The sequence below is a fragment of the Peribacillus sp. BM1 genome (assembly GCF_056679975.1).
In genome coordinates this window covers 1,142,440-1,168,228 of the sequence record NZ_CM155259.1, presented here as the reverse complement: position 1 = coordinate 1,168,228, position 25,789 = coordinate 1,142,440, and the positions used below count along the sequence as shown (strand labels likewise).

Below are 25,789 nucleotides of genomic sequence, written 5' to 3'. Positions count from 1 at the left end.
TTGTTGGCACCTCCTTGTTAAGTGGTAGTTATTTTATTGTTCGTTTACAGTAACAAGATGAGCAACTTTGTTAATCATACCGCGAATCGCAGGGTTATCATCATGAACAACTGTTTGATGCATTTTGCGTAAACCCAGAGTGTTAACTGTAACGCGTTGGTCATCCGGACGACCAATCAAGCTGCGAGTGAGGGTAATTTCTAATTTATTTGCCATTGATATTCCCTCCTTATCCTAACAGTTCTTCTACTGATTTACCACGTAGTTTTGCTACGTCCTCAGCACGTTTTAATTGCTTTAATCCTTCAACTGTAGCACGAACCATATTAATAGGCGTGTTCGTTCCAAGTGATTTCGAAAGAATGTCACTTACTCCACCTAATTCTAGTACCGCACGAACCGGACCACCAGCGATAACTCCTGTACCTTCAGAAGCAGGTTTTAAAAGGACATGACCTGCACCAAAGCGACCGTTCACTAGATGTGGAATTGTCGTACCAACGACAGGAACCGTTACTAGATTTTTCTTAGCATCCTCAATAGCTTTACGGATTGCATCAGGTACTTCTTGTGCTTTACCTGTTCCAAAGCCAACGTGACCATTCTTGTCACCTACAACTACAAGTGCAGTGAAACGGAAACGACGTCCGCCTTTTACAACTTTAGCTACGCGGTTAACTGTTACTACACGCTCTTCAAGTTCTAATTTATTAGGATCAATACCTCGCATCAGTTTTGTCCCTCCTTTATCTATTAAAATTGTAAGCCGTTTTCACGAGCAGCGTCAGCTAATGCTTTAACACGTCCGTGGAAAAGGTATCCACCGCGGTCAAATACAACAGCGCTGTGTCCTTTTTCAACTGCACGTTTAGCAATAAGTGCGCCAACTTGTTTAGCAGCTTCTGCATTACCTGCTGCTTCAATATTAAGCTCTTTATCAAGAGTAGAAGCACTTGCTAGAGTTACGCCATTTGCATCGTCAATTAATTGAGCGTAAATGTGTTTGTTCGAACGGAACACATTTAAACGAGGACGAGCTTCAGTTCCAGAAAGTTTTGCACGAACACGTGCATGTCTTTTCTGACGAGTAGCGTTTTTATCAAGCTTCGTAATCATTTACGTCACTCCTTTCATTTACTCAGGCGACATTACTTACCTGTTTTACCTTCTTTACGACGAACAAATTCGCCTTCGTAACGGATACCTTTACCTTTATAAGGCTCTGGCGGACGAACTTGACGAACATCAGCAGCTAATGCGCCAACGCGTTCTTTGTTAATCCCTTTGATAATAACTTTTGTATTTGAAGGAACTTCAACTTCTAGTCCTTGTTCAACATCGAATTCAACCGGGTGAGAATATCCTACACTTAGGACAAGTTTATTACCTTGCTTTTGAGCACGGTAACCTACCCCGATAAGTTCTAGAGTTTTTTCAAATCCTTTAGAAACACCCTCAACCATGTTTGCGATAACCGCACGAGTTGTACCATGAAGGGCACGGTGTTCTTTGGCGTCAGATGGACGTGTTACGGTTAACACGTTTTCTTCCATAGAAATTGTAAGATCTGAATTGAAAGTTCTAGATAATTCACCTTTTGGTCCTTTAACAGCTACTTCACTACCATTGATAGTTACTGTTACACCAGCAGGAATTTCAATAGGTTTTTTACCTATACGTGACATTTAGTGCACCTCCATTCTTGTGAAAATGTATTACCAAACGTATGCTAGCACTTCTCCGCCAACTTGTTTAGCGCGAGCTTCTTTATCTGTTAAAACTCCATGAGAAGTAGAAACAATTGCGATACCTAAACCATTAAGAACGCGTGGAACCTCACCAGTTTTCGCATAAACACGTAGACCAGGTTTACTGATACGTTTTAGTCCTGTGATAACACGTTCATTGTTTGCACCATATTTTAAGAAGATGCGGATGATACCTTGTTTGTTGTCTTCGATTAACTCAACGTCACGTACGAAGCCTTCACGCTTTAAGATCTCAGCAACTTCCTTTTTGATCTTAGAAGCGGGAACTTCCAATTTCTCGTGACGAACCATATTCGCATTACGAATGCGAGTCAGCATATCTGCAACAGGATCTGTCATGACCATTATTATTTACCTCCTTCCCATAATCGGGTTTTACCAGCTAGCTTTTTTCACGCCAGGAATTTGTCCTTTATATGCAAGTTCACGGAAACAAATACGGCATAGTTTAAATTTACGGTATACAGAGTGTGGACGTCCGCAACGTTCGCAACGTGTGTACTCTTGAACACCAAATTTAGCTCCGCGTTTTTGCTTCACGATCATTGATTTTTTAGCCACGTTTTCGCCTCCCTTTACTTAGAGATTACTTTTGGAACGGCATTCCTAATTGAGTAAGTAGTTCACGAGATTCTTCGTCAGTATTAGCAGTCGTTACAATAACGATATCCATACCACGAACTTTGCTCACTTTATCGTAGTCAATCTCTGGGAAGATAAGTTGCTCTTTAACACCCAAAGTGTAGTTCCCGCGACCATCAAAAGATTTTTTTGAAACTCCGCGGAAGTCACGTACACGTGGTAAAGAAACAGAAACTAGCTTATCAAGGAAATCATACATACGCTCACCGCGTAATGTAATTTTCGCACCGATAGGCATACCTTCACGTAGACGGAAGCCTGCGATAGATTTTTTAGCTTTTGTTACAACAGGTTTTTGTCCGGATAGAAGTGCCAATTCTTCAACAGCAACATCCAATGCTTTTGAATTCGAGACTGCATCGCCAACACCCATGTTAATAACGATTTTATCCACTTTAGGGACTTGCATTACTGATTTATAATTAAATTTGCTCACTAGAGCAGGACTAATTTCTTTTTGAAATTTTTCTTTTAGGCGGTTCATTACTTAGTGTACCTCCCTTCATTAATGACTTATTTATCTAAAGATTCACCTGAAATTTTAGCTACGCGTACTTTTTTGCCGTCTTCAATCTTATAACCAACACGAGTTGGTTTACCTGTTTTCGGATCAAGTGGCATAACATTGGATGCGTGAATAGCAGCTTCTCTACTGATGATTCCACCTTGTGGATTCAATTGAGATGGCTTAGAGTGCTTTTTCACGATATTAATTCCTTCAACAAGCACACGATTTTTCTTAGGGTATGCTACAAGAATTGTGCCTTGTTTGCCTTTGTCCTTACCAGAGATGACTACGACTTTGTCACCTTTTTTAACATGCATTAGCTTCGCACCTCCTTGAAAGGCCTTTTACGATATTTATCATTATAAAACTTCTGGAGCAAGTGATACGATTTTCATAAAGTTACTGTCACGTAATTCACGTGCAACAGGTCCAAAAATACGTGTTCCACGCGGGCTCTTATCATCTTTAATAATGACACATGCGTTTTCATCGAAACGAATGTAAGAACCGTCAGGACGACGCATACCGCGTTTTGTACGTACAACAACTGCTTTAACTACTTCACCTTTTTTAACAACGCCACCTGGTGTTGCCTGTTTGACTGTTACAACGATGACATCACCGATGTTTGCAGTTTTACGGCCTGAACCACCAAGAACTTTAATTGTTAGTACTTCACGAGCACCAGAGTTATCAGCTACTTTTAAACGTGATTCTTGTTGAATCATGTACGAAACCTCCCTTCGGATTTAACTTAATCCGAACATAGATTAGATAATTACAGCTTTTTCTACCACTTCTAATAAACGGAAACGTTTTGTAGCGGATAATGGACGAGTTTCCATTACTTTAACTACATCGCCAATTTTAGCTTCATTCAACTCATCATGAGCCTTGAATTTTTTAGAATACTTTACGCGCTTACCGTATAGTGAGTGCTTTTTGTAAGTTTCTATAAGAACAGTTACCGTTTTATCCATTTTGTCGGATACAACGCGTCCAGTATATACTTTACGTTGGTTGCGTTCGCTCATTCTGCAAACCTCCCCTCAATTATCGATTGTTGACACCGATCTCTCTTTCACGAACAACTGTTTTCATACGAGCGATCGATTTACGAACTTCACGAATACGTGCTGTATTTTCAAGTTGTCCAGTAGCTAACTGGAAACGAAGATTAAATAATTCTTCTTTAAGAGATTTTACTTTTTGTTCAATTTCGGCAGTGGTTAACTCTTTAATTTCATTAGCCTTCATTTGATTCACCACCAATTTCTTGACGTTTAACAAACTTACATTTAATCGGAAGTTTGTGTGCTGCAAGACGTAACGCTTCTCGTGCCACCTCTTCAGATACGCCAGAGATTTCAAACATTACTTTACCCGGTTTTACAACTGCAACCCAGCCTTCAGGTGCCCCTTTACCGGAACCCATACGTACTTCTAGAGGTTTAGCAGTGTATGGTTTGCTTGGGAAAATTTTGATCCAAACCTTACCACCACGTTTCATATAACGAGTCATAGCGATACGAGCAGCTTCGATTTGACGGTTTGTAATCCATGATGCATCTATTGCTTGAAGGCCATATTCACCGAAGTGTACTTCAGTTCCGCCTTTAGCATTACCTCTCATTTTACCGCGATGTTCACGACGGTATTTAACGCGTTTAGGCAATAACATATTATTTTCCTCCTTCCTCAGATTTCTTCTTAGTAGGAAGAACTTCTCCACGATAGATCCAAATTTTCACGCCTAGCTTACCATAAGTAGTATCCGCTTCAGCATGTGCATAGTCAATGTCAGCGCGAAGTGTGTGTAGAGGTACAGTTCCTTCACTGTAGTGTTCAGCACGAGCGATATCAGCTCCGCCAAGTCGACCAGATACTTGTGTTTTGATTCCTTTAGCGCCAGCACGCATAGTACGTTGAATCGCTTGTTTTTGTGCACGACGGAACGAAACACGGTTTTCTAATTGACGTGCTACGTTTTCAGCAACTAATTTAGCATCAAGATCTGCTCTTTTAATTTCGATGATATTAATATGAACTCTTTTACCAGTTAACTGGTTCAAAGCTTTACGAAGTGCTTCAACTTCAGTACCGCCTTTACCAATAACCATACCTGGTTTAGCAGTGTGTACTGAAACATTTACGCGGTTAGCAGCACGTTCAATTTCAACTTTTGATACAGAAGCGTCGCTTAAACGTTTCGTGATATATTCACGAATTTTAAGGTCTTCATGCAAAAGAGTAGCATAGTCTTTATCAGCGTACCATTTCGATTCCCAATCACGAATAATTCCGATACGCATACCGATTGGATTTATCTTTTGACCCACAGTTTACCCCTCCTTCTTTTCTGATACAACGATAGTAATATGACTAGTACGTTTGTTAATCGCACTCGCACGTCCCATTGCGCGTGGACGGAAACGTTTCAATGTTGGTCCTTCATTTACGTATGCCTCTGAAACAACTAGGTTATTGATATCCATTTCGTAGTTGTGTTCTGCGTTTGCAACAGCAGACTTCAAAACTTTTTCTACGATTGGAGAAGCGGCTTTTGGAGTTAAGCGAAGAATCGCTACAGCTTCACCTAATTGTTTTCCTCGAATTAAATCTGCAACTAAACGGACTTTACGAGGAGCAATACGAACTGTTCTAGCAACAGCTTTTGCTTGCATGAGATGCCCTCCTCTCGTTAACGTCTTGTTTTCTTATCATCACTTGCGTGACCTTTATAAGTACGTGTAGGTGCGAATTCGCCAAGTTTATGACCTACCATGTCTTCCGTTACATAAACCGGTACGTGTTTACGACCATCATAGACAGCGATTGTGTGACCGATAAATTGTGGGAAGATTGTTGAACGACGAGACCAAGTCTTAATAACTTGTTTCTTCTCAGTTTCATTTAACTTTTCAACCTTAACGATCAAATGCTCATCAACAAATGGACCTTTTTTTAAGCTGCGACCCATGAGTGTACCTCCCTTCGTGATTGTGCTACGGCTCTATATATGAACCGTAGTTCAATCCCGTTATTTTTTACGACGACGCACGATAAATTTATCGGATTTGTTTTTCTTCTTACGGGTTTTAGCACCAAGAGTTGGTTTACCCCAAGGAGACATTGGAGATTTACGTCCGATAGGTGAACGGCCTTCCCCACCACCATGCGGGTGATCATTCGGGTTCATTACAGATCCACGAACTGTTGGGCGTTTTCCTAACCAGCGTGAACGTCCGGCTTTACCGATGTTGATTAATTCGTGTTGCTCATTACCCACTTGACCGATAGTAGCACGGCAAGTTGCAAGAATCATACGAACCTCACCAGAATTTAAACGTACAAGTACATAACGACCTTCTTTACCAAGAACTTGTGCAGATGTACCTGCTGAACGGACTAATTGTCCACCTTTTCCTGGTTTTAATTCGATGTTATGGATTACTGTACCAACTGGAATGTTTGCTAATGGAAGAGCGTTACCTACTTTAATATCAGCGTCAACGCCTGACATAATCTCCATGCCTACTTCTAGGTTTTTAGGAGCTAGGATATAACGTTTTTCTCCATCTAAATAGTTAATTAATGCAATGTTTGCAGAACGATTTGGATCGTACTCAATTGTAGCAACGCGTCCTGGTATACCATCTTTGACCCGTTTGAAATCAATGATACGGTATTGACGCTTATGGCCGCCACCTTGATGACGAACTGTTAACTTACCTTGGTTATTACGGCCGCCTTTACGTGTTAAAGGAGCAAGTAATGATTTTTCTGGTTTGCTTGCAGTAATCTCAGCAAAGTCAGATGTAGTCATATTACGTCGACCGTTAGAGGTAGGTTTATACTTTTTAATCGCCATGTGTATTTCCCTCCTTCTCTAATGAATTAAGCTTCGAATAATTCGATTTCTTTGCTATCAGCAGTTAGTTTAACAATCGCTTTACGGCGTTTGTTTGTATAACCTGCATGTTTACCCATGCGTTTAAATTTACCTTTGTAGTTCATGATGTTAACTTTCTCAACTTGTACGTCAAAGATTTCTTGAACAGCATCTTTAACTTGAGTCTTGTTAGCTTTCACATCAACTTCAAACGTATACTTCTTCTCAGCCATTGCGTCTGAAGAAGCTTCTGTAATTACTGGTCGCTTAATGATATCACGAACATCCATTATGCTAGAGCCTCCTCTACTTTTTGAACAGCAGATTTAGTCAAGATCAATTTGTTGTGTGAAACAACATCAAGAACATTAAGACCATTCGCCTCTACAACAGTAACACCTGGGATGTTACGAGCAGATAACGCAACTTTCTCATCTAAACCGTCAGTTACGATCAACGTTTTAGTTTCAATAGAAAGTCCTTTAAGAACAGCTGCAAATTCTTTTGTTTTTGGAGCTTCGAAAACTAGGTTTTCAAGTACTAATACATTATCTTCAAGGACTTTAGCCGATAAAGCAGATTTAATCGCTAAACGACGAACCTTTTTAGGTAATTTGTAAGAGTAGCTTCTTGGTGTCGGACCGAATACAGTACCGCCGCCACGCCATTGTGGTGAACGAATTGAACCTTGACGCGCACGTCCAGTTCCTTTTTGTTTCCATGGTTTACGACCGCCGCCTGCAACTTCAGAACGAGTTTTCACTTTATGAGTTCCTTGTCTTAAAGAAGCTCTTTGCATGATAATTGCTTCAAATAATACAGAATTGTTAGGTTCAATTCCGAAAATCGACTCATTTAGTTCGATATCGCCAACTTTTGAGCCAGTTTGGTTGAACAATGTAACTTTTGGCATTCTAATGCTCCTCCTTTCTCAGATATTACTTAGCTTTAACAGCAGACTTAACTTTGATTAAAGCTTTTCTCGCACCCGGAACATTACCTTTTACTAAAAGTAAGTTACGTTCTACGTCCACTTTAACAATTGTTAAGTTTTGAACAGTTACTTGTTCTCCACCCATACGTCCTGGTAATAATTTACCTTTGAATACGCGGTTTGGAGCAACAGGACCCATTGAACCTGGTCGACGGTGGTAACGTGATCCGTGAGTCATTGGTCCACGAGATTGTCCGTGGCGCTTGATTGCACCTTGGAAACCTTTACCTTTAGAGATCCCTGTTACATCTACTGTATCGCCTTCTGCGAAAATACTAACTTTGACTTCTTGACCTAATTCGTAATCAGCTGGATTTGCTGAACGGAATTCGCGAACGAAGCGCTTAGGTGCAGTGTTTGCTTTTTGAACATGGCCTTTTTCAGGTTTATTCGAAAGCTTTTCACGTTTATCTTCAAAACCGATTTGAATTGCTTCATAACCGTCAGTTTCAATTGTTTTCTTTTGAAGAACTACGTTGTTAGCTGCTTCGATTACTGTTACTGGAATAAGTTCACCATTTTCAGCAAATACTTGCGTCATACCAATTTTTCTTCCTAAGATTCCTTTGGTCATTAGTCACACCTCCTGATTTTTTCTAATTTTCTATAATTAAAGTTTGATTTCAATGTCAACACCAGATGGTAAGTCTAAACGCATCAATGAATCAACTGTTTGAGGAGTTGGATTCACGATATCGATAAGACGTTTGTGAGTACGCATCTCGAATTGCTCACGAGAATCTTTATATTTGTGAACTGCACGAAGGACCGTGTAAACAGAACGTTCAGTTGGTAATGGGATTGGACCCGATACAGCAGCACCAGAACGTTTTGCAGTTTCAACAATTTTCTCAGCAGATTGATCAAGGATTCGGTGATCATACGCTTTTAAACGAATACGAATTTTTTGTTTTGCCATTATTTTCCCTCCTTTTCGCCTATTTTCTAAATAGACTTTCTCATTGGAAATTTCCCACACACTCGCCATGGCAAAGCGGCCGGGTGTGTCAGCAACCTTCCAAATCATCGCAGTCAAAGACCAACATTGTCTATTATATCTAAAGCACCTAGAATAATCAAGTAAAACTTAAACATTTCTTTGTGCAAGACACTTTTACTATTATACATAGTAAGCAACTCTTTATCAAGTTTAATTTTTATATGCATTTTTTATGGTTGGGCTCTTACTATCAATAGTCATCTGAACTTCAATGTACTCTATCAAACATCTAGTAAAGATCCTACCGTAAACATCTATTCGTTCTTGTACTTAAAACAGAATACAGTATAGAAGAAGAGTTTGTAAATGGGAAAATATAGGTGTCACTCCTTGGTTAGGGTACCTTAACTTTTGCAATATGAATTGAATTTGTACGATTTTACAGATAACCTTAATAATCTTTGATCAAATTCGCAAGCTATTTTACCGATCTTTTTAGAACAAGCTCTTATATCTTCCTTTTTAAAATAAAAAAAGGGAGCAGCCGGCGTCCCAACTGCTCCCTTTCGAAAGGCGTCCCTTTCAACTATTCAATTACTTAGTGATTTTAGCAACTACGCCAGCGCCTACAGTACGTCCACCCTCACGGATAGAGAATTTTGTACCTTCTTCGATAGCGATTGGTGCAATTAGTTCTACTGACATTTCGATGTTATCTCCAGGCATAACCATTTCTACGCCTTCAGGAAGATTACAGATACCAGTTACATCCGTTGTACGGAAGTAGAATTGTGGACGGTAGTTTGTGAAGAATGGAGTATGACGTCCACCTTCTTCTTTTGAAAGAACATAAACTTCCGCTTTGAATTGAGTGTGTGGAGTGATTGAACCTGGTTTAGCAATTACTTGTCCACGTTGGATATCTTCACGAGAAACCCCACGAAGAAGTGCTCCAATGTTGTCACCAGCTTCAGCATAATCAAGAAGCTTACGGAACATTTCAACACCTGTTACAGTAGTTGGTTTTGGTTCTTCAGTCATACCGATGATGTCTACAACATCTCCGACTTTAACTTGTCCACGCTCAACACGTCCTGTAGCAACAGTTCCACGACCAGTGATTGAGAATACATCCTCAACTGGTAACATGAATGGTTTGTCAGTTTCACGTGTTGGGTTTGGAATATATTCATCAACAGCGTTCATTAATTCATGAATTTTTTCTTCCCAAGCTGCTTCACCTTGAAGAGCTTTAAGAGCAGAACCTTTGATTACTGGAATATCATCACCAGGGAATTCGTATTCAGTAAGTAGGTCACGAATTTCCATTTCTACTAATTCAAGAAGCTCTTCGTCATCAACCATGTCACATTTGTTCATGAATACAACTAGGAATGGAACACCTACTTGACGAGAAAGAAGGATGTGTTCACGAGTTTGTGGCATTGGACCATCAGCAGCAGAAACTACTAGGATTCCGCCATCCATTTGTGCAGCACCAGTGATCATGTTTTTAACATAGTCAGCGTGACCTGGGCAGTCAACGTGCGCATAGTGACGAGCTTCTGTTTCATACTCAACGTGTGAAGTAGAAATTGTAATACCACGTTCTTTTTCTTCTGGTGCTCCGTCGATTTGGTCATATCCGCGTGCTTCTGCTCCACCACTTTTTGCAAGTACAGTTGTGATAGCAGCTGTAAGAGTTGTTTTACCATGGTCAACGTGACCAATTGTTCCAACGTTAACGTGTGGTTTTGAACGATCGAATTTTGCTTTACCCATTAGGATATTCCTCCTTGAAATTATAAATTTTATTTTAGAATTATGACACTACGAAACAAGGTAATACCTTGTTCCGCAGCTTACATAAGTAGTTATACTTTAATAGAAGATGAAAATCAATTATTCACCTTTATTTTTTTTAACAATTTCCTCAGCGATGCTCTTCGGTACTTCTTCATAGTGATCGAAGTGCATAGAGAACGTTCCTCTTCCTTGAGTGTTAGAACGTAGAGATGTTGCATATCCGAACATTTCAGATAGTGGAACCATCGCTTTAACCATTTGTGTGTTTCCGCGAGCTTCCATACCTTCTACACGGCCACGGCGTGATGTAACGTCACCCATGATATCTCCCATGTATTCTTCTGGAATAACAACTTCTACTTTCATAATCGGCTCAAGAATAACTGGTTTACATTTAGATGCTGCATTTTTAAGTGCCATAGATGCAGCGATTTTAAATGCCATTTCGTTGGAGTCAACGTCATGGTAAGATCCGTCAAATAGTTTTGCTTTAATATCAACAAGTGGATATCCTGCGATAACACCGCGATCAAGTGAGTCTACTAGACCCGCTTGAACAGCAGGGATGTATTCACGAGGAACAACACCACCGACGATAGCATTTACAAATTCGAATCCTTTTCCTTCTTCATTTGGAGAGAACTCAATCCAAACGTGCCCGAATTGTCCACGACCACCAGATTGGCGAACGAATTTCCCTTCAACTTGCGCAGATCCACGGAACGTTTCACGGTACGCTACTTGAGGAGCCCCTACGTTTGCTTCTACTTTAAACTCGCGACGCATACGGTCTACAAGGATATCTAGGTGAAGCTCACCCATACCTGCAATAATCGTTTGACCAGTTTCCGGGTCAGTATGTGCACGGAATGTTGGATCTTCATCTTGAAGTTTTTGTAGAGCTTGACCCATTTTGTCTTGGTCAGCTTTTGATTTTGGTTCAACTGAAAGTGAGATAACTGGCTCAGGGAAGACCATAGACTCAAGAATAACTTGGTCTTTGTCATCACATAATGTGTCACCAGTTGTAGTATCTTTCAAACCTACTGCAGCAGCGATGTCACCAGCATGTACTACTGAGATTTCTTCACGGCTGTTTGCATGCATTTGTAAGATACGACCAACACGTTCACGTTTACCTTTTGTTGAGTTGATTACGTAAGAACCAGATTGCAATGTACCAGAGTATACGCGGAAGAATGTAAGTTTCCCTACATAAGGATCCGTCATAACTTTAAATGCAAGTGCAGAGAATGGTTCCGTATCATCAGCATGACGCTCAACTTCTTCCTCTGAATCAGGAAGCGTACCTTTGATAGCAGGAACATCAAGAGGAGATGGTAAGTAATCAACTACTGCATTTAGCATTAATTGAACACCTTTGTGTTTGAATGCAGTACCACAAACTACAGGGTAGAATTCAACACTAAGTGTCGCTTTACGGATTGCAGCTTTAAGTTCAGCTACTGAGATTTCTTCTCCGCCTAAGTACTTCTCCATTAGATCTTCATCAAGTTCAGCTACCGCTTCAATTAATTTCTCACGGTGTTCTTGAGCTAATTCAAGATGTTCTTCAGGGATTTCACCTTCAGAGATTTCAGTACCTTGGTCATTGCCATAGAAAGTAGCTTTCATTTCTACTAAGTCAATGATAGCTGTGAAATGATCTTCAGCGCCCACAGGAATTTGGATTGCGTGCGCGTTCGCTTGAAGGCGATCATGTAAAGTTCCTACAGAATATAGGAAATCCGCACCTGTTTTGTCCATTTTGTTTACGAACACGATACGTGGTACACCGTATGTCGTAGCTTGGCGCCAAACAGTTTCTGTTTGTGGCTCAACACCTGATTGTGCATCAAGTACAGCTACAGCTCCATCAAGTACACGTAGGGAACGCTCAACTTCTACAGTGAAGTCTACGTGTCCCGGTGTATCAATGATATTTACGCGGTTTCCATTCCATTGTGCTGTTGTAGCCGCAGATGTAATTGTAATACCACGCTCTTGCTCTTGTTCCATCCAGTCCATTTGTGATGCGCCTTCGTGCGTTTCACCAATTTTATGGATTTTACCAGTGTAAAAAAGAATACGTTCGGTTGTCGTCGTTTTACCAGCATCGATGTGAGCCATGATACCGATATTACGCGTATTTGCTAAGGAGAACTCTCTTGCCATCTTGGTCTTTCTCCTTCCTTTTTATGAGAATGTTTTTATATAATACAATCTTACCAACGATAATGAGCAAACGCTTTGTTAGCTTCTGCCATTTTGTGTGTATCTTCACGTTTCTTAACAGCTGCTCCAGTGTTGTTTGCAGCATCCATGATTTCGTAAGCTAAACGCTCTTCCATCGTTTTTTCTCCACGAGAACGAGAATAGTTTACTAACCAACGAAGACCAAGAGTTGAACGTCGATCTGGACGCACCTCAACTGGTACTTGGTAGTTGGCACCACCCACACGGCGTGCTTTTACTTCTAGTACAGGCATGATGTTTTTAAGTGCTTGTTCAAACACTTCCATCGGGTTGTTGCCAGTACGTTCTTGGATTGTATCAAATGCAGAATAAAGAATTTTTTGTGATTTACCTCTTTGTCCATCAACCATCAATTTGTTGATTAAACGAGTCACAAGTTTTGAATTATAAATTGGATCTGGTAATACGTCTCTTTTAGAAACAGGTCCTTTACGAGGCATTATGTTTCCTCCTTTCGGTGTAGTTCATATTTTGTTTTGGTTCTATTATTTTTTTGGTGCTTTTGGACGTTTTGTTCCGTATTTAGAACGACTTTGCATACGGTTATTCACTCCAGCTGTATCAAGCGCACCACGAACGATGTGATAACGTACCCCTGGTAAATCTTTTACACGACCTCCACGGATTAGTACCACGCTGTGTTCTTGTAGGTTATGTCCGATACCAGGAATGTAAGCTGTTACTTCGATACCATTCGTCAAACGTACACGCGCATATTTACGTAACGCTGAGTTTGGTTTTTTCGGTGTCATAGTTCCCACACGAGTACAAACACCGCGTTTTTGTGGAGAAGTTACGTTAGTTTGTGATTTTTTAAAGCTGTTATAGCCTTTGTTAAGTGCTGGTGATTTAGAGTTGTATTCTTTAGACTCGCGACCTTTACGCACTAATTGATTAATAGTAGGCATTAATTTGTCCTCCCTTCACTTTTCAGTTCTAGTACCACACATCCAGGTGGTTCATAAATGAGCAAAAACAAAGTTTTTGCAAAAAATAATTCCGCAAAAACAGTTTTACTTTTTAATGGCAACAGTAGCTGCTCCGACATCAATACCGCATGCTTTTCCAAGCATCCGCATCGAATCAACGTACGTGATTGGAACTTCTAATTCTCGAGCAGTCTCTGCAACACGAGCTGTCAGCAACAGATCAGCATCCTGTGCAATGATGACCTCTCGAATTAAATGCTGTTTGAGAGCTCTCAGGGTTTGTTTCGTTCCTATTATCACTGACTTTGCCTGTAGTACTTTTTCATAAGACATCTATCATATCCTCCAAAGTCACAGGGTATCATAGGAGCACATTTGCAATAATATCACTTATGATGTCTTTTTGTCAACTTATCTTTTAATAATAATTATATAATACCGACTCGTGATATGCATGACCTTTTAGCGAGTTTAAACTCCGTCTTGTAAAAGAGCAAGCACCTCACGAGCCAGTGTTTATATTATTACTCTACTGGGACGCTGTCTTCATTTGTATCTTCAACAATAACTGGGCTTGCCTTGCGGTAACGAAGCATTCCTGTTCCCGCTGGTACAAGTTTACCAATGATAACATTCTCTTTTAACCCAAGTAATTCATCGCGTTTTCCTTTTATCGCTGCATCTGTTAAAACTCTAGTCGTTTCTTGGAATGATGCCGCCGATAAGAAGGAATCTGTTTCTAGTGATGCTTTTGTTATACCGAGCAGTACTGGTCGTCCAGTAGCTGGGTTCTTGCCACTAAGAAGTGCGTCTGTATTCGCTTGAGTAAACTGATGCACATCAAGTAACGTTCCTGGAAGAACATCCGTTTCACCTGCATCAAGCACGCGGACTTTCCGAAGCATTTGTCTAACCATAACCTCGATATGTTTGTCCCCGATTTCTACCCCTTGCATACGGTATACATTCTGTACTTCGCTTAACAAGTACTCTTGAACTGCAAGTACGTCCGTAACTTTAAGTAACTCTTTCGGATCAATTGATCCTTCTGTTAATTCTTCTCCACGCTGTACATATGAATCTACGGACACTTTTAATCGTGCAGAGTATGGCGCGGTAAACGTGCGAGACTCAACAGCACCTTGGACCACAATCTCTTGTTGCTTGTCACGTATTTCATTAATTGAAACAACAGTACCTTCAATTTCTGTAATAAGCGCTTGTCCTTTAGGGTTCCTTGCTTCAAAGATTTCTTGGATACGAGGTAGACCTTGGGTGATATCATCACCGGCAACTCCACCTGTATGGAATGTACGCATTGTTAACTGTGTACCAGGCTCTCCGATAGATTGTGCAGCAATAATTCCGACTGCTTCTCCAACTTCAACTTCCTGCCCTGTTGCAAGATTGCGTCCATAACATTTTTTACATACACCATGACTGGTGTTACATGTAAATGCAGAACGAATCCATACTTCCTCGATACTGCTATCTTCAATATACTTAGCAAGGTCTTCAGTGATTAGCCCATTTTCATGAACAATAACTTCTTTCGTTTCAGGATGTCTAATTGCTCTTCTAGCATGACGACCAATCAAACGTTCTTCTAATGTCTCTATAATCTCTGTACCATTTTTCAGAGCTGAAACCTTCAATCCACGGTCAGTTCCACAATCGTCATCACGAACAATAACATCTTGTGCAACGTCTACGAGACGACGAGTAAGGTATCCGGAATCGGCTGTTTTAAGTGCTGTATCAGCAAGACCTTTACGAGCACCGTGAGTAGAGATAAAGTACTCTAATACCGTTAAACCTTCACGGAAACTTGATTTAATTGGCAACTCGATAATACGTCCAGCCGGATTGGCCATCAATCCCCGCATACCCGCTAACTGAGTAAAGTTAGATGCGTTACCACGCGCTCCAGAATCACTCATCATAAAGATTGGGTTGCTACGGTCTAATGAATTCATTAGTTTAGATTGAATCGTATCTTTAGCCGCACTCCAAATTGAAATAACACGATCATAGCGCTCGTCTTCCGTTATGAGACCACGTCTAAATTGTTTCAACACATTATCCACTTTTTGTTGTGCTTCTTCGATGATTTCCTGTTTTTCACCCAAAACTACGATATCAGAAACACCAACAGTGATTCCGGCTTTTGTAGAATGTTTGAATCCAAGGTTTTTCATCCGATCAAGCATTTTTGACGTTTCGGTAATTTTGAAACGTTTAAATACTTCTGCGATAATGTTCCCAAGAATTTTCTTCTTGAATGGATCAATTAATGGTTGTGCTTGAATAAGTTCTTTAATGTTTGCCCCTTTTTCGACAAAATACTTCTCAGGAGTTTTCACTTCTAAATTATATCCTGTAGGTTCATTGATGTAAGGGAATGATTTAGGTAAAATCTCATTAAAAATCATTTTACCAACAGTTGTTAATAAGAGCTGATTATTTTGTTGTTCAGTAAATGTTTCGTTATTTAGGGATCCTGCATGAACAGCAACACGCGAGTGCAAGTGTACATAGCCATTTTGATAAGCTAGCAAAGCTTCGCTTGTATCTTTAAAAATCATTCCTTCGCCAATGATTCCAGCTCTTTCTAAAGTTAAGTAATAGTTACCTAATACCATATCCTGTGAAGGAGTAACAACTGGTTTTCCATCTTTCGGGTTTAGAATGTTTTGCGCAGCCAGCATTAGCAATCTTGCTTCAGCTTGTGCTTCAGATGATAATGGAACGTGTACAGCCATTTGGTCACCGTCAAAGTCAGCATTGTATGCAGTACATACAAGCGGGTGAAGACGGATTGCCCGGCCCTCAACAAGTGTCGGTTCAAATGCTTGAATACCAAGTCTGTGAAGTGTAGGTGCACGGTTCAGTAATACCGGATGCTCCTTAATGACAGCTTCAAGTACGTCCCAAATCTCTGGAGACAACCGTTCAATCTTACGTTTAGCTGATTTAATGTTGTGTGCTAACCCTTTTTGAACGAGTTCTTTCATAACAAATGGTTTGAATAGTTCAATTGCCATTTCTTTCGGAAGTCCGCATTGATACATTTTCAAGTTCGGTCCAACAACAATTACTGATCGACCAGAATAGTCAACGCGCTTACCAAGTAGATTTTGGCGGAAACGCCCTTGCTTCCCTTTAAGCATATGAGAAAGTGATTTCAATGGGCGGTTACCAGGTCCTGTTACTGGACGGCCGCGACGACCATTATCAATCAAAGCATCTACTGCTTCTTGAAGCATACGTTTTTCGTTTTGAACGATGATGCTCGGAGCACCAAGATCCAATAAACGTTTCAAACGATTGTTACGGTTTATTACTCGGCGATACAAATCATTCAAGTCAGAAGTCGCAAAACGACCACCGTCTAATTGCACCATAGGACGAAGTTCCGGTGGAATAACAGGAAGTACATCAAGAATCATCCAAGAAGGTTCGTTTCCAGAATTACGGAAAGCCTCCAACACTTCAAGACGCTTAATTGCTCGAGTTCTACGTTGTCCTTGAGCTGTTTTTAGTTCTTCTTTTAAAGCTTCTGTTTCTTTTTCTGTATCAATGTCTTGTAGTAATTTTTTTATTGCTTCCGCACCCATACCAGCTTGGAATTTTTTTCCGTACTTTTCGCGGTATGCACGATATTCTTTTTCAGAAAGAAGCTGTTTCTTTTCTAACGTTGTATCACCTGTCTCAGTGACAACGTAGGATGCAAAATAAATCACTTCTTCCAAAGCGCGTGGAGACATATCTAATACAAGTCCCATTCGGCTTGGAATACCCTTGAAATACCAAATGTGAGATACAGGTGCAGCAAGCTCAATATGCCCCATACGCTCACGGCGAACCTTCGCACGTGTAACTTCTACACCGCAGCGATCACAAACGACACCTTTATAACGAACACGTTTGTATTTACCACAATGACATTCCCAGTCCTTTTGTGGTCCGAAAATTCTTTCGCAGAACAAACCGTCCTTCTCAGGCTTTAATGTACGATAGTTAATTGTTTCTGGTTTTTTTACTTCGCCATGTGACCAAGAACGAATCTTATCTGGTGAAGCAAGACCAATTTTCATATATTCAAAATTATTTACATCTATCAAGGGGCCTACCTCCCTTTTGATCTCCAAGTTTTACCCAAATTGCTTAAATTGTTCTTTCATACTATCAGGCGCCACTTTCCCTTAGAATGACCGACCTAATTAATTGAACTCCAACAGGCAGCATGGTTCGATTAGTTGAAGAGCCAATACTGCCTAGTCAGAGTGGTAAAAAAACTATTTATTCAAAGTGTTAATCCGTTGTGATGGCATTTGTCTTCGTGCCAGCATCTGAGGCAACCATTTCTTTACCTTCTTTATCGATGTTCAAGGAGTCAGAATGATTTACATCATCTTCATCTTCCAAATCACGCATTTCAACTTCGCGGTCTTGCGCATTCATGATTTTGACATCCAATCCTAAGCTTTGAAGCTCCTTAATCAATACTTTGAATGATTCAGGAACACCCGGCTCCGGTACATTTTCGCCCTTCACAATCGCTTCATATGTTTTCACACGACCAACGACATCATCGGACTTAACAGTAAGAATTTCTTGCAAGGTGTATGCAGCACCATATGCTTCAAGTGCCCATACCTCCATTTCACCGAAACGCTGTCCACCGAATTGCGCTTTACCACCAAGTGGTTGCTGCGTAACGAGTGAGTAAGGTCCTGTTGATCGCGCATGAAGCTTATCATCAACCATATGAGCAAGTTTGATCATATACATAATACCTACTGATACGCGGTTATCGAATGGTTCACCTGAGCGTCCATCATATAAGACTGTTTTCGCATCACTTGCCATTCCAGCTTCAGCAATTGTTGCCCAAACATCTTCCTCTGTTGCTCCATCGAAAACCGGAGAAGCAACATGAATATCAAGGGCCCTGGCTGCCATTCCTAAATGCAATTCCAATACCTGCCCAATGTTCATACGAGATGGTACACCTAATGGGTTTAACATAATGTCAACCGGTGTGCCGTCCGGTAAATATGGCATATCTTCTTCCGGAAGAAGGCGAGAGATAACCCCTTTATTACCATGACGACCTGCCATTTTGTCACCTTCGTGAATTTTACGTTTTTGAACAATATATACACGTGCAAGTTGGTTTACGCCTGGTGGAAGTTCATCTCCATCTTCTCTGTTAAACACTTTAACGTCATGTACGATTCCGCCACCGCCATGTGGTACACGAAGGGACGTATCACGTACTTCACGTGCTTTTTCACCAAAGATAGCGTGTAAAAGACGTTCTTCAGCTGTAAGTTCCGTTACACCTTTTGGCGTTACTTTACCCACTAGTAAGTCTCCGTCTTTAACTTCAGCGCCGATGCGGATTATGCCACGTTCGTCAAGGTTACGAAGTGCATCTTCCCCAACGTTTGGAATATCCCGAGTAATTTCTTCAGGTCCAAGCTTTGTGTCTCGTGATTCTGACTCATACTCTTCAATGTGAATCGATGTATAGACATCATCTTTTACAAGACGTTCACTCATAATAATAGCATCTTCATAGTTATAACCATCCCATGTCATAAATGCCACAAGGACGTTACGACCTAGAGCAAGCTCACCTGATTCCATTGACGGACCATCAGCTAAGATTTCCCCTTTGACCACTTTGTCCCCTACGCTTACGATTGGGCGTTGGTTATAGCACGTTCCTTGGTTAGAACGGATAAATTTCAAAAGACGGTATTTATCAAGATTTCCTTTTACCTCTTGTCCATCCACAACACTTACTCGTCGAACCCAGACTTCACGAGATTCAACATGCTCAACGATTCCTTCGTGCTTACAAATCACAGCTGCTCCAGAATCTTTAGCAGATACATATTCCATACCTGTTCCGACACGTGGTGCTTCTGGTTGTAATAACGGCACTGCTTGACGTTGCATGTTTGCTCCCATTAGGGCACGGTTAGAGTCATCATTCTCCAAGAAAGGAATACAAGCTGTCGCCGCTGATACAACCTGTTTCGGGGAAACATCCATATAGTCAACGCGGTCGCGTGGTACTACGGTGTTCTCACCGCGGAAACGGGCTACGATTTGATCGTCTATAAATGACCCATCGTCATCTAAGCGAGTGTTTGCTTGCGCCGTTACATAGTTATCCTCTTCATCTGCTGTCAAATAGTCAATGCGATTTGTAACTTTTCCTGTTTCAGGATCCACACGACGGAATGGCGTTTCGATAAATCCATATGGATTCACCTTCGCATAGCTAGATAATGAGTTGATCAGTCCAATGTTTGGACCCTCTGGTGTTTCAATTGGACACATACGACCATAGTGAGAATAATGAACGTCACGCACTTCAAAACCGGCACGTTCACGTGTTAAACCGCCTGGTCCTAATGCAGAAAGACGGCGTTTATGCGTCAATTCTCCTAATGGATTTGTTTGGTCCATGAATTGTGATAATTGAGAACTTCCGAAGAATTCTTTGATAGAAGCAATCACCGGGCGAATATTAATTAATTGCTGCGGTGTAATGGTATTCGTGTCTTGAATAGACATTCTTTCACGAACAACTCGCTCCATCCTTGATAATCCAATTCGGAATTGATTTTGTAATAATTCGCCCACTGAACGAAGACGGCGATTACCAAGGTGATCGATATCATCTGTAATCCCTACCCCATGAAGTAAATTAAAGAAGTAGCTAATAGAAGATAAAATGTCGGCAGGTGTAATGTTTTTCACACGGTCCGTTACATTTGCATTCCCGGTTACGTTGATGATTTTCTCGCCTTCTGTATCATTTGGAGCATATATCTTAATTGGTTGAAGCAAAATCTCATCTTCTACCACACCGCCTACTGGCTGATATGTGCGATTGCCAATTCCTTCATCAAGATGAGGAAGGATGCGGTCTAAAATGCGTCGGTCTAGAAGTGTGCCCTTTTCAACAATAATCTCACCAGTTTCCGGATCAACTAATGTCTCAGCGATACGTTGACCAAATAAACGGTTTTTAATATGCAGTTTTTTATTTAGTTTATAGCGTCCTACATTCGCTAAGTCATAACGCTTTGGATCAAAGAAACGTGAAACCAAAAGACTTTTCGCGTTTTCTACAGTCGGTGGTTCACCCGGGCGAAGACGTTCGTAAATCTCTAGTAATGCTTTTTCTACGCTTTCGGTATTATCCTTTTCTAGCGTATTACGGATATACTCATTATCTCCAATAAGGTCAAGAATTTCTTGATCAGACCCAAACCCAAGAGCACGCATCAATACTGTAATTGGCAACTTCCGCGTACGGTCAATTCTGACATAAACTACGTCTTTTGCATCTGTCTCATACTCCAACCATGCACCTCGGTTAGGAATAACAGTAGCTGTAAAGCCGTATTTTCCGTTTTTATCCATTTTTCCATTGTAGTACACACTTGGTGAACGAACAAGTTGTGAAACGATAACGCGTTCTGCACCATTAATGACAAATGTACCTGTTTCAGTCATAAGAGGAAAATCACCCATGAATACATCTTGGTCTTTGACTTCCCCAGTTTCTTTATTTACAAGTCTGACTTTTACACGAAGTGGTGCTGAGTACGTTACATCACGTTCTTTCGATTCTTCTACCGAATATTTTGGATCTCCCAAACTGTAATCGATAAATTCAAGCGATAAATTGCCCGTAAAGTCCTCAATAGGAGAAATATCCTGGAACATCTCTCTTAATCCTTCATCAAGAAACCATTGATAAGAAGCGGTTTGAATTTCAATTAGGTTTGGTAATTCCAATACCTCACTGATTCTTGCATAACTTCTACGTTGGCGGTGTCGTCCATACTGAACTAGTTGACCTGTCAACCGATTCACCCCTTAAATCAAGCGTTATAAGGTTCCCTTTGCCTCTTGGAAAAAGTGTAATTCCATAGACAAAAAGAAAATGGTTTTTGTTTTAAAAACCACAATTTTTCATAAAACGAACTATTATTTATATATTTTTTCCAATTCAACCACTTTCTATACACCTTTAGTATAAAAATTGCATAGTTAAGGAATTATATATTTGCATTATACAATACTAACATAGCGGAAAAACTGAGTCAATTTTTTTTAGATACAAGTATATAATAACCCTTTTTCTTTACAGCCGTCTTAACATTCCCAAAAACCTGTTCCATCTTATCCATCGCAGACGGAGCACCTTGCTTTTTCTGAATGACAACCCATAACTCGCCGCCATCTTTCAATTTCGCATGACTTTTTTCTAAAATGCCGTGAACGACTGTTTTCCCCGCGCGGATAGGCGGGTTAGTCAGTATTGCTGCAAATTGATCGAATTCAACACTGTCCAATTGATCACTTTCATAAATATTCACATTTGCAATTCCATTTGATTTCGCATTATCTTTTGCAAGATCCACTGCACGACTATTAATATCTATCAATTCTATCGTTCTTTCAGGGAAAGATGCAGCAATGGAAAGCCCAATCGGACCATATCCACAACCCACATCTAAAATACTTCCCTTAATCTCTTCTTCAAGAGTAAAAGTTTCAATTAATAAGCGCGATCCGAAATCAATGTCTTTTTTTGAGAACACTCCATTGTCACTTTTGAAGCGAAACGAGCGTCCTCTTAGAGTGTAGTCCCAAAATTTCGGATTGCTTTCAACATCCGGTTTTTGTGAGTAGTAATGATCTGCCAGAGTCATCTCCTCCTATCAGAAAAGATTAATTGAAGAATTTCGAGAGAAGATTTGTGAAGATTAGAAGCTTACTGTTTACAATGGAATTTAAGCATACCGCTTACGATTTCAAAAGTAAGAGAAAAAAAGCCCGCCATAATAGCGAGCTTTTTAACAAGAAAGATTACTTAACTTCAACGCCAGCTCCAACTTCTTCAAGTTTAGCTTTGAATTCTTCAGCTTCTTCTTTAGATACGCCTTCTTTGACTGCTTTAGGAGTGTTATCAACAACTTCTTTCGCTTCTTTAAGACCAAGTCCTGTGATTTCACGAACAGCTTTGATAACTTTGATTTTTTGGTCGCCTGCAGAAGTAAGAATAACATCAAACTCAGTTTGTTCTTCAACAGCAGCGCCACCAGCAGCAGCAGCAGCTACAGGAGCAGCAGCAGTTACGCCAAATTCTTCTTCGATTGCTTTAACTAGGTCGTTTAGTTCTAAAACAGTCATAGTTTTAACTGCTTCAATGATTTGATCTTTAGTCATTGTATATTTCCTCCTAGGGTTTTGTTTTAGTTTTTGTTACCAAGGGCTAAGTGTTAACTTACGCTCCTTGTTCTTCTTTTTGATCTGCCACAGCTTTTGTAGCAAGAGCAAGATTGCGAATAGGTGCTTGTAGCACGCTGAGTAGCATTGAAAGTAGACCTTCGCGTGATGGAAGTTCTGCAAGAGCTTTAATTTCTTCAGCCGTTGCAACGTTTCCTTCAATAACTCCAGCTTTAATTTCTAATGCTTCATGTTTTTTCGCGAAATCGTTAAGGATTTTCGCAGGAGCAATAACATCTTCAGTTGAGAATGCAATTGCGTTCGGGCCAGTCAATGATTCATTTAAAGCAACTAATTCAGCAGCTTCAACAGCACGGCGAGTCATAGAGTTTTTGTAAACCTTGAACTCAACGCCTGCTTCACGAAGTTGTTTACGAAGTTCTGTTAACTCTGAAACAGATAATCCGCGGTAGTCAACAACAACAGTTGATTGGCTAGCTTTGAATTTCTCAGTAATCTCATTAACAATTTGAACCTTTTGTTCGATAATGGCGCTCATCCTTACACCTCCTATTAGATTTGCTTGAAAACATTTATACCGGTCAAAGATAAAGCCTCCACATCTTGCAGACGAGGAGGCAGTAATTTGAAAGTCATAGTCATGGACTATTTTATCGAATTACCTCGGCAGGAAATTAAGCTCAAGTTTTGAGCACCTACTGTCTACGGTACAAATGATATTCTTTTATAATAACAAAACAGATTATAGCAATAATCGTTTCATATTGTCAAATGTTAATTTTTTACACTGAATGAAGAAGGATCAACCTTAACACCAGGGCCCATTGTAGTCGTTACAGAAACATTCTTCATGTAAGTCCCTTTAGCTGCCGCAGGTTTTACTTTCATTAACGTATCATAGATCGTTGTAAAGTTTTCAACCAATTTGTTGTCTTCGAAAGAAGCTTTACCAATTGGAGCGTGAATAATACCGGTTTTGTCAACGCGGTATTCAACTTTACCAGCTTTGATTTCATTAACTGCTTTCGTTACGTCAAATGTAACTGTACCAGTTTTCGGGTTCGGCATTAGACCTTTTGGTCCTAATACTCGTCCTAATTTACCAACTTCACCCATCATATCTGGAGTAGCAACGATCACATCAAATTCAAACCAACCTTGTTGGATTTTGTTGATGTATTCTGAATCTCCAACATAATCAGCGCCTGCTGCTTCAGCTTCTTTAACTTTTTCGCCTTTAGCAAAAACTAATACACGTTGAGTTTTACCAGTTCCGTTTGGAAGCACAACTGCTCCACGGATTTGTTGATCAGCTTTCTTAGGGTCAACGCCCAAACGGAAAGCAACTTCAACTGTTGCATCAAATTTTACAAAGCTAGTTTTTTTAGCAAGTTCTACAGCTTCTGTTACTGAATATGCTTTAGTACGGTCAATTAATTGTACCGCTTCAAGATATTTTTTACCTTTATTAGCCATGATATAAAATCCTCCTATATTGTGGTTTTAACGGAATAACCTCCCACGAATAAAGGTTGCGAGTATGAATCGCAACCCCGTAGAAACGAATAACTGTTTAGATGGGATTAATCTTCGATGACAATACCCATGCTGCGTGCTGTACCTTCAACCATACGCATTGCAGACTCAACGTTTGCTGCGTTTAGATCAGGCATTTTTGTTTCTGCAATCTCGCGTACTTTATCGCGTTTGACTGTAGCAACTTTATTACGGTTAGGTTCACCAGAACCAGACTCAATTCCAGCTGCAACTTTAAGCAATACTGCAGCGGGTGGAGTTTTTGTTACAAATGTAAATGAACGGTCTTCAAATACCGTGATTTCAACAGGAATAATTAGACCAGCTTGATCTGCTGTACGAGCGTTGAACTCCTTACAGAATCCCATGATGTTAACACCAGCTTGACCTAGTGCAGGACCAACCGGCGGTGCCGGATTCGCTTTCCCAGCAGGAATTTGCAATTTAACCATTTTAATTACTTTTTTAGCCACGAGACACACCTCCTTATAAGTCTAAGTCCGTGATGTGGTAATAGGGGTATACCCTCCCACTCATCTTAAATTCTTTAATTAAATAAAGAATGTTATATCATTTAGGTCTCATAATAGAAACATACTGACCTTTGAAATTTTACCACTTTCCAACATTGATTTCAAGTTTTTTCAGATTATATTTTTTCCACCTGATTAAAATCGAGTTCAACAGGGGTATCTCTACCGAACATATTGACAAGCACTCGCACTTTACTTTTGTCCTTATCCAATTCTTCGATAACTCCCGAAAAATCGGAGAAAGGACCTTCCTTAACCGTTACAGTGTCACCTATTTCGAAATCTACTTCGATTCGCTGTTCATTAACACCCATGCGTTTAAGAACGACTTCAATTTCTTCAGGCAGTAAAGCAGTTGGTTTTGAACCAGCCCCAGAAGAACCTACAAATCCTGTTACTCCAGGTGTATTACGAACTACATACCAAGAATCATCCGTCATAATAATTTCAACTAGTACATATCCTGGAAATACCTTCTTTTTTATGACCTTTGTCTTACCATCTTTAATTTCTGTTTCTTCCTCTTCAGGAACAACGACGCGGAAAATCTTATCTTGCATCGCCATTGTCTCGACACGCTTCTCAAGATTCGCTTTTACTTTATTCTCATATCCTGAGTATGTGTGTACAACATACCAATTTTTCTCCATATCATTAGGACTAAATCGCCCTTCCCTCCCCATAACTTTTTTTGACACC

At 40.3% G+C, this 25,789-nt stretch carries 33 protein-coding genes and 1 other annotated feature; all 33 genes read right to left on the bottom strand.

Annotation, left to right across the window (positions count from 1 at the left end; all coding sequences use genetic code 11):
• Positions 1 to 33: 33 nt before the first annotated feature.
• Positions 34 to 216, bottom strand: a complete 183-nt coding sequence (rpmD, locus tag AC1MGI_RS05690; protein WP_062187205.1) for a 50S ribosomal protein L30 — start codon at positions 214 to 216, stop codon at positions 34 to 36.
• Positions 217 to 229: 13 nt separating this feature from the next.
• Complete coding sequence (rpsE, locus tag AC1MGI_RS05685; RefSeq protein ID WP_062187203.1) at positions 230 to 730, bottom strand: 30S ribosomal protein S5; 501 nt, start codon at positions 728 to 730, stop codon at positions 230 to 232.
• 23 nt (positions 731 to 753) lie between these two features.
• Positions 754 to 1,116 (bottom strand): 50S ribosomal protein L18, encoded by a 363-nt coding sequence (gene rplR / locus AC1MGI_RS05680; protein ID WP_062187195.1) that lies wholly within the window; start codon positions 1,114 to 1,116, stop codon positions 754 to 756.
• Positions 1,117 to 1,148: 32 nt separating this feature from the next.
• Positions 1,149 to 1,685, bottom strand: coding sequence for a 50S ribosomal protein L6 (rplF, locus tag AC1MGI_RS05675; RefSeq protein WP_062187193.1), 537 nt, complete (start codon positions 1,683 to 1,685; stop codon positions 1,149 to 1,151).
• 30 nt (positions 1,686 to 1,715) lie between these two features.
• Entirely contained in the window at positions 1,716 to 2,114 is a 399-nt protein-coding gene (gene rpsH, locus AC1MGI_RS05670) for a 30S ribosomal protein S8 (RefSeq protein WP_062187187.1), read from the bottom strand.
• 30 nt (positions 2,115 to 2,144) lie between these two features.
• The gene (locus tag AC1MGI_RS05665) at positions 2,145 to 2,330 is read right to left on the bottom strand and encodes a type Z 30S ribosomal protein S14 (protein ID WP_028390449.1); all 186 of its coding nucleotides are present in this window, start codon (positions 2,328 to 2,330) and stop codon (positions 2,145 to 2,147) included.
• A gap of 25 nt (positions 2,331 to 2,355) precedes the next feature.
• On the bottom strand, positions 2,356 to 2,895 hold the full coding sequence (gene rplE / locus AC1MGI_RS05660) for a 50S ribosomal protein L5 (protein ID WP_049679551.1): 540 nt from the start codon (positions 2,893 to 2,895) through the stop codon (positions 2,356 to 2,358).
• 29 nt (positions 2,896 to 2,924) lie between these two features.
• Positions 2,925 to 3,236, bottom strand: a complete 312-nt coding sequence (gene rplX / locus AC1MGI_RS05655; RefSeq protein ID WP_049679550.1) for a 50S ribosomal protein L24 — start codon at positions 3,234 to 3,236, stop codon at positions 2,925 to 2,927.
• Between the two features lie 42 nt (positions 3,237 to 3,278).
• Complete coding sequence (gene rplN, locus AC1MGI_RS05650; RefSeq protein ID WP_028390452.1) at positions 3,279 to 3,647, bottom strand: 50S ribosomal protein L14; 369 nt, start codon at positions 3,645 to 3,647, stop codon at positions 3,279 to 3,281.
• Between the two features lie 42 nt (positions 3,648 to 3,689).
• Positions 3,690 to 3,953, bottom strand: a complete 264-nt coding sequence (rpsQ, locus tag AC1MGI_RS05645; RefSeq protein WP_049679548.1) for a 30S ribosomal protein S17 — start codon at positions 3,951 to 3,953, stop codon at positions 3,690 to 3,692.
• 19 nt (positions 3,954 to 3,972) lie between these two features.
• The gene (gene rpmC, locus AC1MGI_RS05640) at positions 3,973 to 4,176 is read right to left on the bottom strand and encodes a 50S ribosomal protein L29 (protein WP_028390454.1); all 204 of its coding nucleotides are present in this window, start codon (positions 4,174 to 4,176) and stop codon (positions 3,973 to 3,975) included.
• Positions 4,166 to 4,600: a 50S ribosomal protein L16 gene (rplP, locus tag AC1MGI_RS05635; RefSeq protein ID WP_062187186.1), complete on the bottom strand. Its 435-nt coding sequence runs from the start codon at positions 4,598 to 4,600 to the stop codon at positions 4,166 to 4,168. The genes rpmC and rplP overlap by 11 nt, the downstream gene beginning before the upstream one ends.
• Before the next feature lies 1 nt (position 4,601).
• A complete protein-coding gene (gene rpsC, locus AC1MGI_RS05630) occupies positions 4,602 to 5,258 on the bottom strand; it encodes a 30S ribosomal protein S3 (protein WP_049679546.1) in 657 nt (218 codons plus the stop codon).
• Between the two features lie 3 nt (positions 5,259 to 5,261).
• The gene (gene rplV, locus AC1MGI_RS05625) at positions 5,262 to 5,603 is read right to left on the bottom strand and encodes a 50S ribosomal protein L22 (protein WP_049679545.1); all 342 of its coding nucleotides are present in this window, start codon (positions 5,601 to 5,603) and stop codon (positions 5,262 to 5,264) included.
• Between the two features lie 17 nt (positions 5,604 to 5,620).
• Complete coding sequence (rpsS, locus tag AC1MGI_RS05620) at positions 5,621 to 5,899, bottom strand: 30S ribosomal protein S19 (protein WP_062187185.1); 279 nt, start codon at positions 5,897 to 5,899, stop codon at positions 5,621 to 5,623.
• A 60-nt stretch (positions 5,900 to 5,959) separates the two neighbouring features.
• Positions 5,960 to 6,790, bottom strand: coding sequence for a 50S ribosomal protein L2 (rplB, locus tag AC1MGI_RS05615; RefSeq protein WP_480348880.1), 831 nt, complete (start codon positions 6,788 to 6,790; stop codon positions 5,960 to 5,962).
• Between the two features lie 26 nt (positions 6,791 to 6,816).
• Positions 6,817 to 7,101, bottom strand: a complete 285-nt coding sequence (gene rplW / locus AC1MGI_RS05610) for a 50S ribosomal protein L23 (protein WP_403077952.1) — start codon at positions 7,099 to 7,101, stop codon at positions 6,817 to 6,819.
• Complete coding sequence (gene rplD, locus AC1MGI_RS05605) at positions 7,101 to 7,724, bottom strand: 50S ribosomal protein L4 (protein WP_062187182.1); 624 nt, start codon at positions 7,722 to 7,724, stop codon at positions 7,101 to 7,103. The genes rplW and rplD overlap by 1 nt, the downstream gene beginning before the upstream one ends.
• A gap of 25 nt (positions 7,725 to 7,749) precedes the next feature.
• Positions 7,750 to 8,379 (bottom strand): 50S ribosomal protein L3, encoded by a 630-nt coding sequence (rplC, locus tag AC1MGI_RS05600; RefSeq protein ID WP_062187181.1) that lies wholly within the window; start codon positions 8,377 to 8,379, stop codon positions 7,750 to 7,752.
• A 36-nt stretch (positions 8,380 to 8,415) separates the two neighbouring features.
• The gene (rpsJ, locus tag AC1MGI_RS05595) at positions 8,416 to 8,724 is read right to left on the bottom strand and encodes a 30S ribosomal protein S10 (protein WP_040372540.1); all 309 of its coding nucleotides are present in this window, start codon (positions 8,722 to 8,724) and stop codon (positions 8,416 to 8,418) included.
• Between the two features lie 615 nt (positions 8,725 to 9,339).
• Positions 9,340 to 10,527 (bottom strand): elongation factor Tu, encoded by a 1,188-nt coding sequence (gene tuf, locus AC1MGI_RS05590; protein ID WP_480348879.1) that lies wholly within the window; start codon positions 10,525 to 10,527, stop codon positions 9,340 to 9,342.
• 120 nt (positions 10,528 to 10,647) lie between these two features.
• Positions 10,648 to 12,726, bottom strand: a complete 2,079-nt coding sequence (gene fusA / locus AC1MGI_RS05585) for an elongation factor G (RefSeq protein ID WP_480348877.1) — start codon at positions 12,724 to 12,726, stop codon at positions 10,648 to 10,650.
• Between the two features lie 50 nt (positions 12,727 to 12,776).
• Positions 12,777 to 13,247, bottom strand: a complete 471-nt coding sequence (rpsG, locus tag AC1MGI_RS05580; protein WP_062187178.1) for a 30S ribosomal protein S7 — start codon at positions 13,245 to 13,247, stop codon at positions 12,777 to 12,779.
• A 45-nt stretch (positions 13,248 to 13,292) separates the two neighbouring features.
• On the bottom strand, positions 13,293 to 13,715 hold the full coding sequence (rpsL, locus tag AC1MGI_RS05575) for a 30S ribosomal protein S12 (protein WP_028390466.1): 423 nt from the start codon (positions 13,713 to 13,715) through the stop codon (positions 13,293 to 13,295).
• A gap of 105 nt (positions 13,716 to 13,820) precedes the next feature.
• Positions 13,821 to 14,069, bottom strand: a complete 249-nt coding sequence (locus AC1MGI_RS05570) for a 50S ribosomal protein L7ae-like protein (RefSeq protein ID WP_480348876.1) — start codon at positions 14,067 to 14,069, stop codon at positions 13,821 to 13,823.
• Between the two features lie 191 nt (positions 14,070 to 14,260).
• Positions 14,261 to 17,860 (bottom strand): DNA-directed RNA polymerase subunit beta', encoded by a 3,600-nt coding sequence (rpoC, locus tag AC1MGI_RS05565; RefSeq protein WP_480348875.1) that lies wholly within the window; start codon positions 17,858 to 17,860, stop codon positions 14,261 to 14,263.
• Between the two features lie 190 nt (positions 17,861 to 18,050).
• Positions 18,051 to 21,632, bottom strand: a complete 3,582-nt coding sequence (rpoB, locus tag AC1MGI_RS05560; protein WP_480348874.1) for a DNA-directed RNA polymerase subunit beta — start codon at positions 21,630 to 21,632, stop codon at positions 18,051 to 18,053.
• Positions 21,633 to 21,871: 239 nt separating this feature from the next.
• Positions 21,872 to 22,477, bottom strand: coding sequence for a class I SAM-dependent methyltransferase (locus AC1MGI_RS05555; protein ID WP_480349709.1), 606 nt, complete (start codon positions 22,475 to 22,477; stop codon positions 21,872 to 21,874).
• A 163-nt stretch (positions 22,478 to 22,640) separates the two neighbouring features.
• A complete protein-coding gene (rplL, locus tag AC1MGI_RS05550; RefSeq protein WP_480348873.1) occupies positions 22,641 to 23,000 on the bottom strand; it encodes a 50S ribosomal protein L7/L12 in 360 nt (119 codons plus the stop codon).
• 58 nt (positions 23,001 to 23,058) lie between these two features.
• Complete coding sequence (gene rplJ / locus AC1MGI_RS05545) at positions 23,059 to 23,559, bottom strand: 50S ribosomal protein L10 (protein ID WP_062187173.1); 501 nt, start codon at positions 23,557 to 23,559, stop codon at positions 23,059 to 23,061.
• Positions 23,560 to 23,598: 39 nt separating this feature from the next.
• Positions 23,599 to 23,747 (bottom strand) — a sequence feature (ribosomal protein L10 leader region).
• Between the two features lie 48 nt (positions 23,748 to 23,795).
• Positions 23,796 to 24,497, bottom strand: coding sequence for a 50S ribosomal protein L1 (rplA, locus tag AC1MGI_RS05540; protein ID WP_480348872.1), 702 nt, complete (start codon positions 24,495 to 24,497; stop codon positions 23,796 to 23,798).
• 107 nt (positions 24,498 to 24,604) lie between these two features.
• Positions 24,605 to 25,030, bottom strand: a complete 426-nt coding sequence (gene rplK, locus AC1MGI_RS05535; RefSeq protein ID WP_028390474.1) for a 50S ribosomal protein L11 — start codon at positions 25,028 to 25,030, stop codon at positions 24,605 to 24,607.
• Between the two features lie 176 nt (positions 25,031 to 25,206).
• Entirely contained in the window at positions 25,207 to 25,740 is a 534-nt protein-coding gene (gene nusG / locus AC1MGI_RS05530) for a transcription termination/antitermination protein NusG (RefSeq protein WP_480349708.1), read from the bottom strand.
• Between the last annotated feature and the right edge of the window lie 49 nt (positions 25,741 to 25,789).

What these genes read in the sequence shown, in the direction of transcription:
- rpmD (WP_062187205.1), bottom strand. Translation starts at nt 216, where the DNA reads ATGGCAAATAAATTAGAAATTACCCTCACTCGCAGCTTGATTGGTCGT.
- rpsE (WP_062187203.1), bottom strand. Translation starts at nt 730, where the DNA reads ATGCGAGGTATTGATCCTAATAAATTAGAACTTGAAGAGCGTGTAGTA.
- rplR (WP_062187195.1), bottom strand. Translation starts at nt 1,116, where the DNA reads ATGATTACGAAGCTTGATAAAAACGCTACTCGTCAGAAAAGACATGCA.
- rplF (WP_062187193.1), bottom strand. Translation starts at nt 1,685, where the DNA reads ATGTCACGTATAGGTAAAAAACCTATTGAAATTCCTGCTGGTGTAACA.
- rpsH (WP_062187187.1), bottom strand. Translation starts at nt 2,114, where the DNA reads ATGGTCATGACAGATCCTGTTGCAGATATGCTGACTCGCATTCGTAAT.
- rplE (WP_049679551.1), bottom strand. Translation starts at nt 2,895, where the DNA reads ATGAACCGCCTAAAAGAAAAATTTCAAAAAGAAATTAGTCCTGCTCTA.
- rplX (WP_049679550.1), bottom strand. Translation starts at nt 3,236, where the DNA reads ATGCATGTTAAAAAAGGTGACAAAGTCGTAGTCATCTCTGGTAAGGAC.
- rplN (WP_028390452.1), bottom strand. Translation starts at nt 3,647, where the DNA reads ATGATTCAACAAGAATCACGTTTAAAAGTAGCTGATAACTCTGGTGCT.
- rpsQ (WP_049679548.1), bottom strand. Translation starts at nt 3,953, where the DNA reads ATGAGCGAACGCAACCAACGTAAAGTATATACTGGACGCGTTGTATCC.
- rpmC (WP_028390454.1), bottom strand. Translation starts at nt 4,176, where the DNA reads ATGAAGGCTAATGAAATTAAAGAGTTAACCACTGCCGAAATTGAACAA.
- rplP (WP_062187186.1), bottom strand. Translation starts at nt 4,600, where the DNA reads ATGTTATTGCCTAAACGCGTTAAATACCGTCGTGAACATCGCGGTAAA.
- rplV (WP_049679545.1), bottom strand. Translation starts at nt 5,603, where the DNA reads ATGCAAGCAAAAGCTGTTGCTAGAACAGTTCGTATTGCTCCTCGTAAA.
- rpsS (WP_062187185.1), bottom strand. Translation starts at nt 5,899, where the DNA reads ATGGGTCGCAGCTTAAAAAAAGGTCCATTTGTTGATGAGCATTTGATC.
- rplB (WP_480348880.1), bottom strand. Translation starts at nt 6,790, where the DNA reads ATGGCGATTAAAAAGTATAAACCTACCTCTAACGGTCGACGTAATATG.
- rplW (WP_403077952.1), bottom strand. Translation starts at nt 7,101, where the DNA reads ATGGATGTTCGTGATATCATTAAGCGACCAGTAATTACAGAAGCTTCT.
- rplD (WP_062187182.1), bottom strand. Translation starts at nt 7,724, where the DNA reads ATGCCAAAAGTTACATTGTTCAACCAAACTGGCTCAAAAGTTGGCGAT.
- rplC (WP_062187181.1), bottom strand. Translation starts at nt 8,379, where the DNA reads ATGACCAAAGGAATCTTAGGAAGAAAAATTGGTATGACGCAAGTATTT.
- rpsJ (WP_040372540.1), bottom strand. Translation starts at nt 8,724, where the DNA reads ATGGCAAAACAAAAAATTCGTATTCGTTTAAAAGCGTATGATCACCGA.
- tuf (WP_480348879.1), bottom strand. Translation starts at nt 10,527, where the DNA reads ATGGGTAAAGCAAAATTCGATCGTTCAAAACCACACGTTAACGTTGGA.
- fusA (WP_480348877.1), bottom strand. Translation starts at nt 12,726, where the DNA reads ATGGCAAGAGAGTTCTCCTTAGCAAATACGCGTAATATCGGTATCATG.
- rpsG (WP_062187178.1), bottom strand. Translation starts at nt 13,247, where the DNA reads ATGCCTCGTAAAGGACCTGTTTCTAAAAGAGACGTATTACCAGATCCA.
- rpsL (WP_028390466.1), bottom strand. Translation starts at nt 13,715, where the DNA reads ATGCCTACTATTAATCAATTAGTGCGTAAAGGTCGCGAGTCTAAAGAA.
- AC1MGI_RS05570 (WP_480348876.1), bottom strand. Translation starts at nt 14,069, where the DNA reads ATGTCTTATGAAAAAGTACTACAGGCAAAGTCAGTGATAATAGGAACG.
- rplL (WP_480348873.1), bottom strand. Translation starts at nt 23,000, where the DNA reads ATGACTAAAGATCAAATCATTGAAGCAGTTAAAACTATGACTGTTTTA.
- rplJ (WP_062187173.1), bottom strand. Translation starts at nt 23,559, where the DNA reads ATGAGCGCCATTATCGAACAAAAGGTTCAAATTGTTAATGAGATTACT.
- rplA (WP_480348872.1), bottom strand. Translation starts at nt 24,497, where the DNA reads ATGGCTAATAAAGGTAAAAAATATCTTGAAGCGGTACAATTAATTGAC.
- nusG (WP_480349708.1), bottom strand. Translation starts at nt 25,740, where the DNA reads ATGGAGAAAAATTGGTATGTTGTACACACATACTCAGGATATGAGAAT.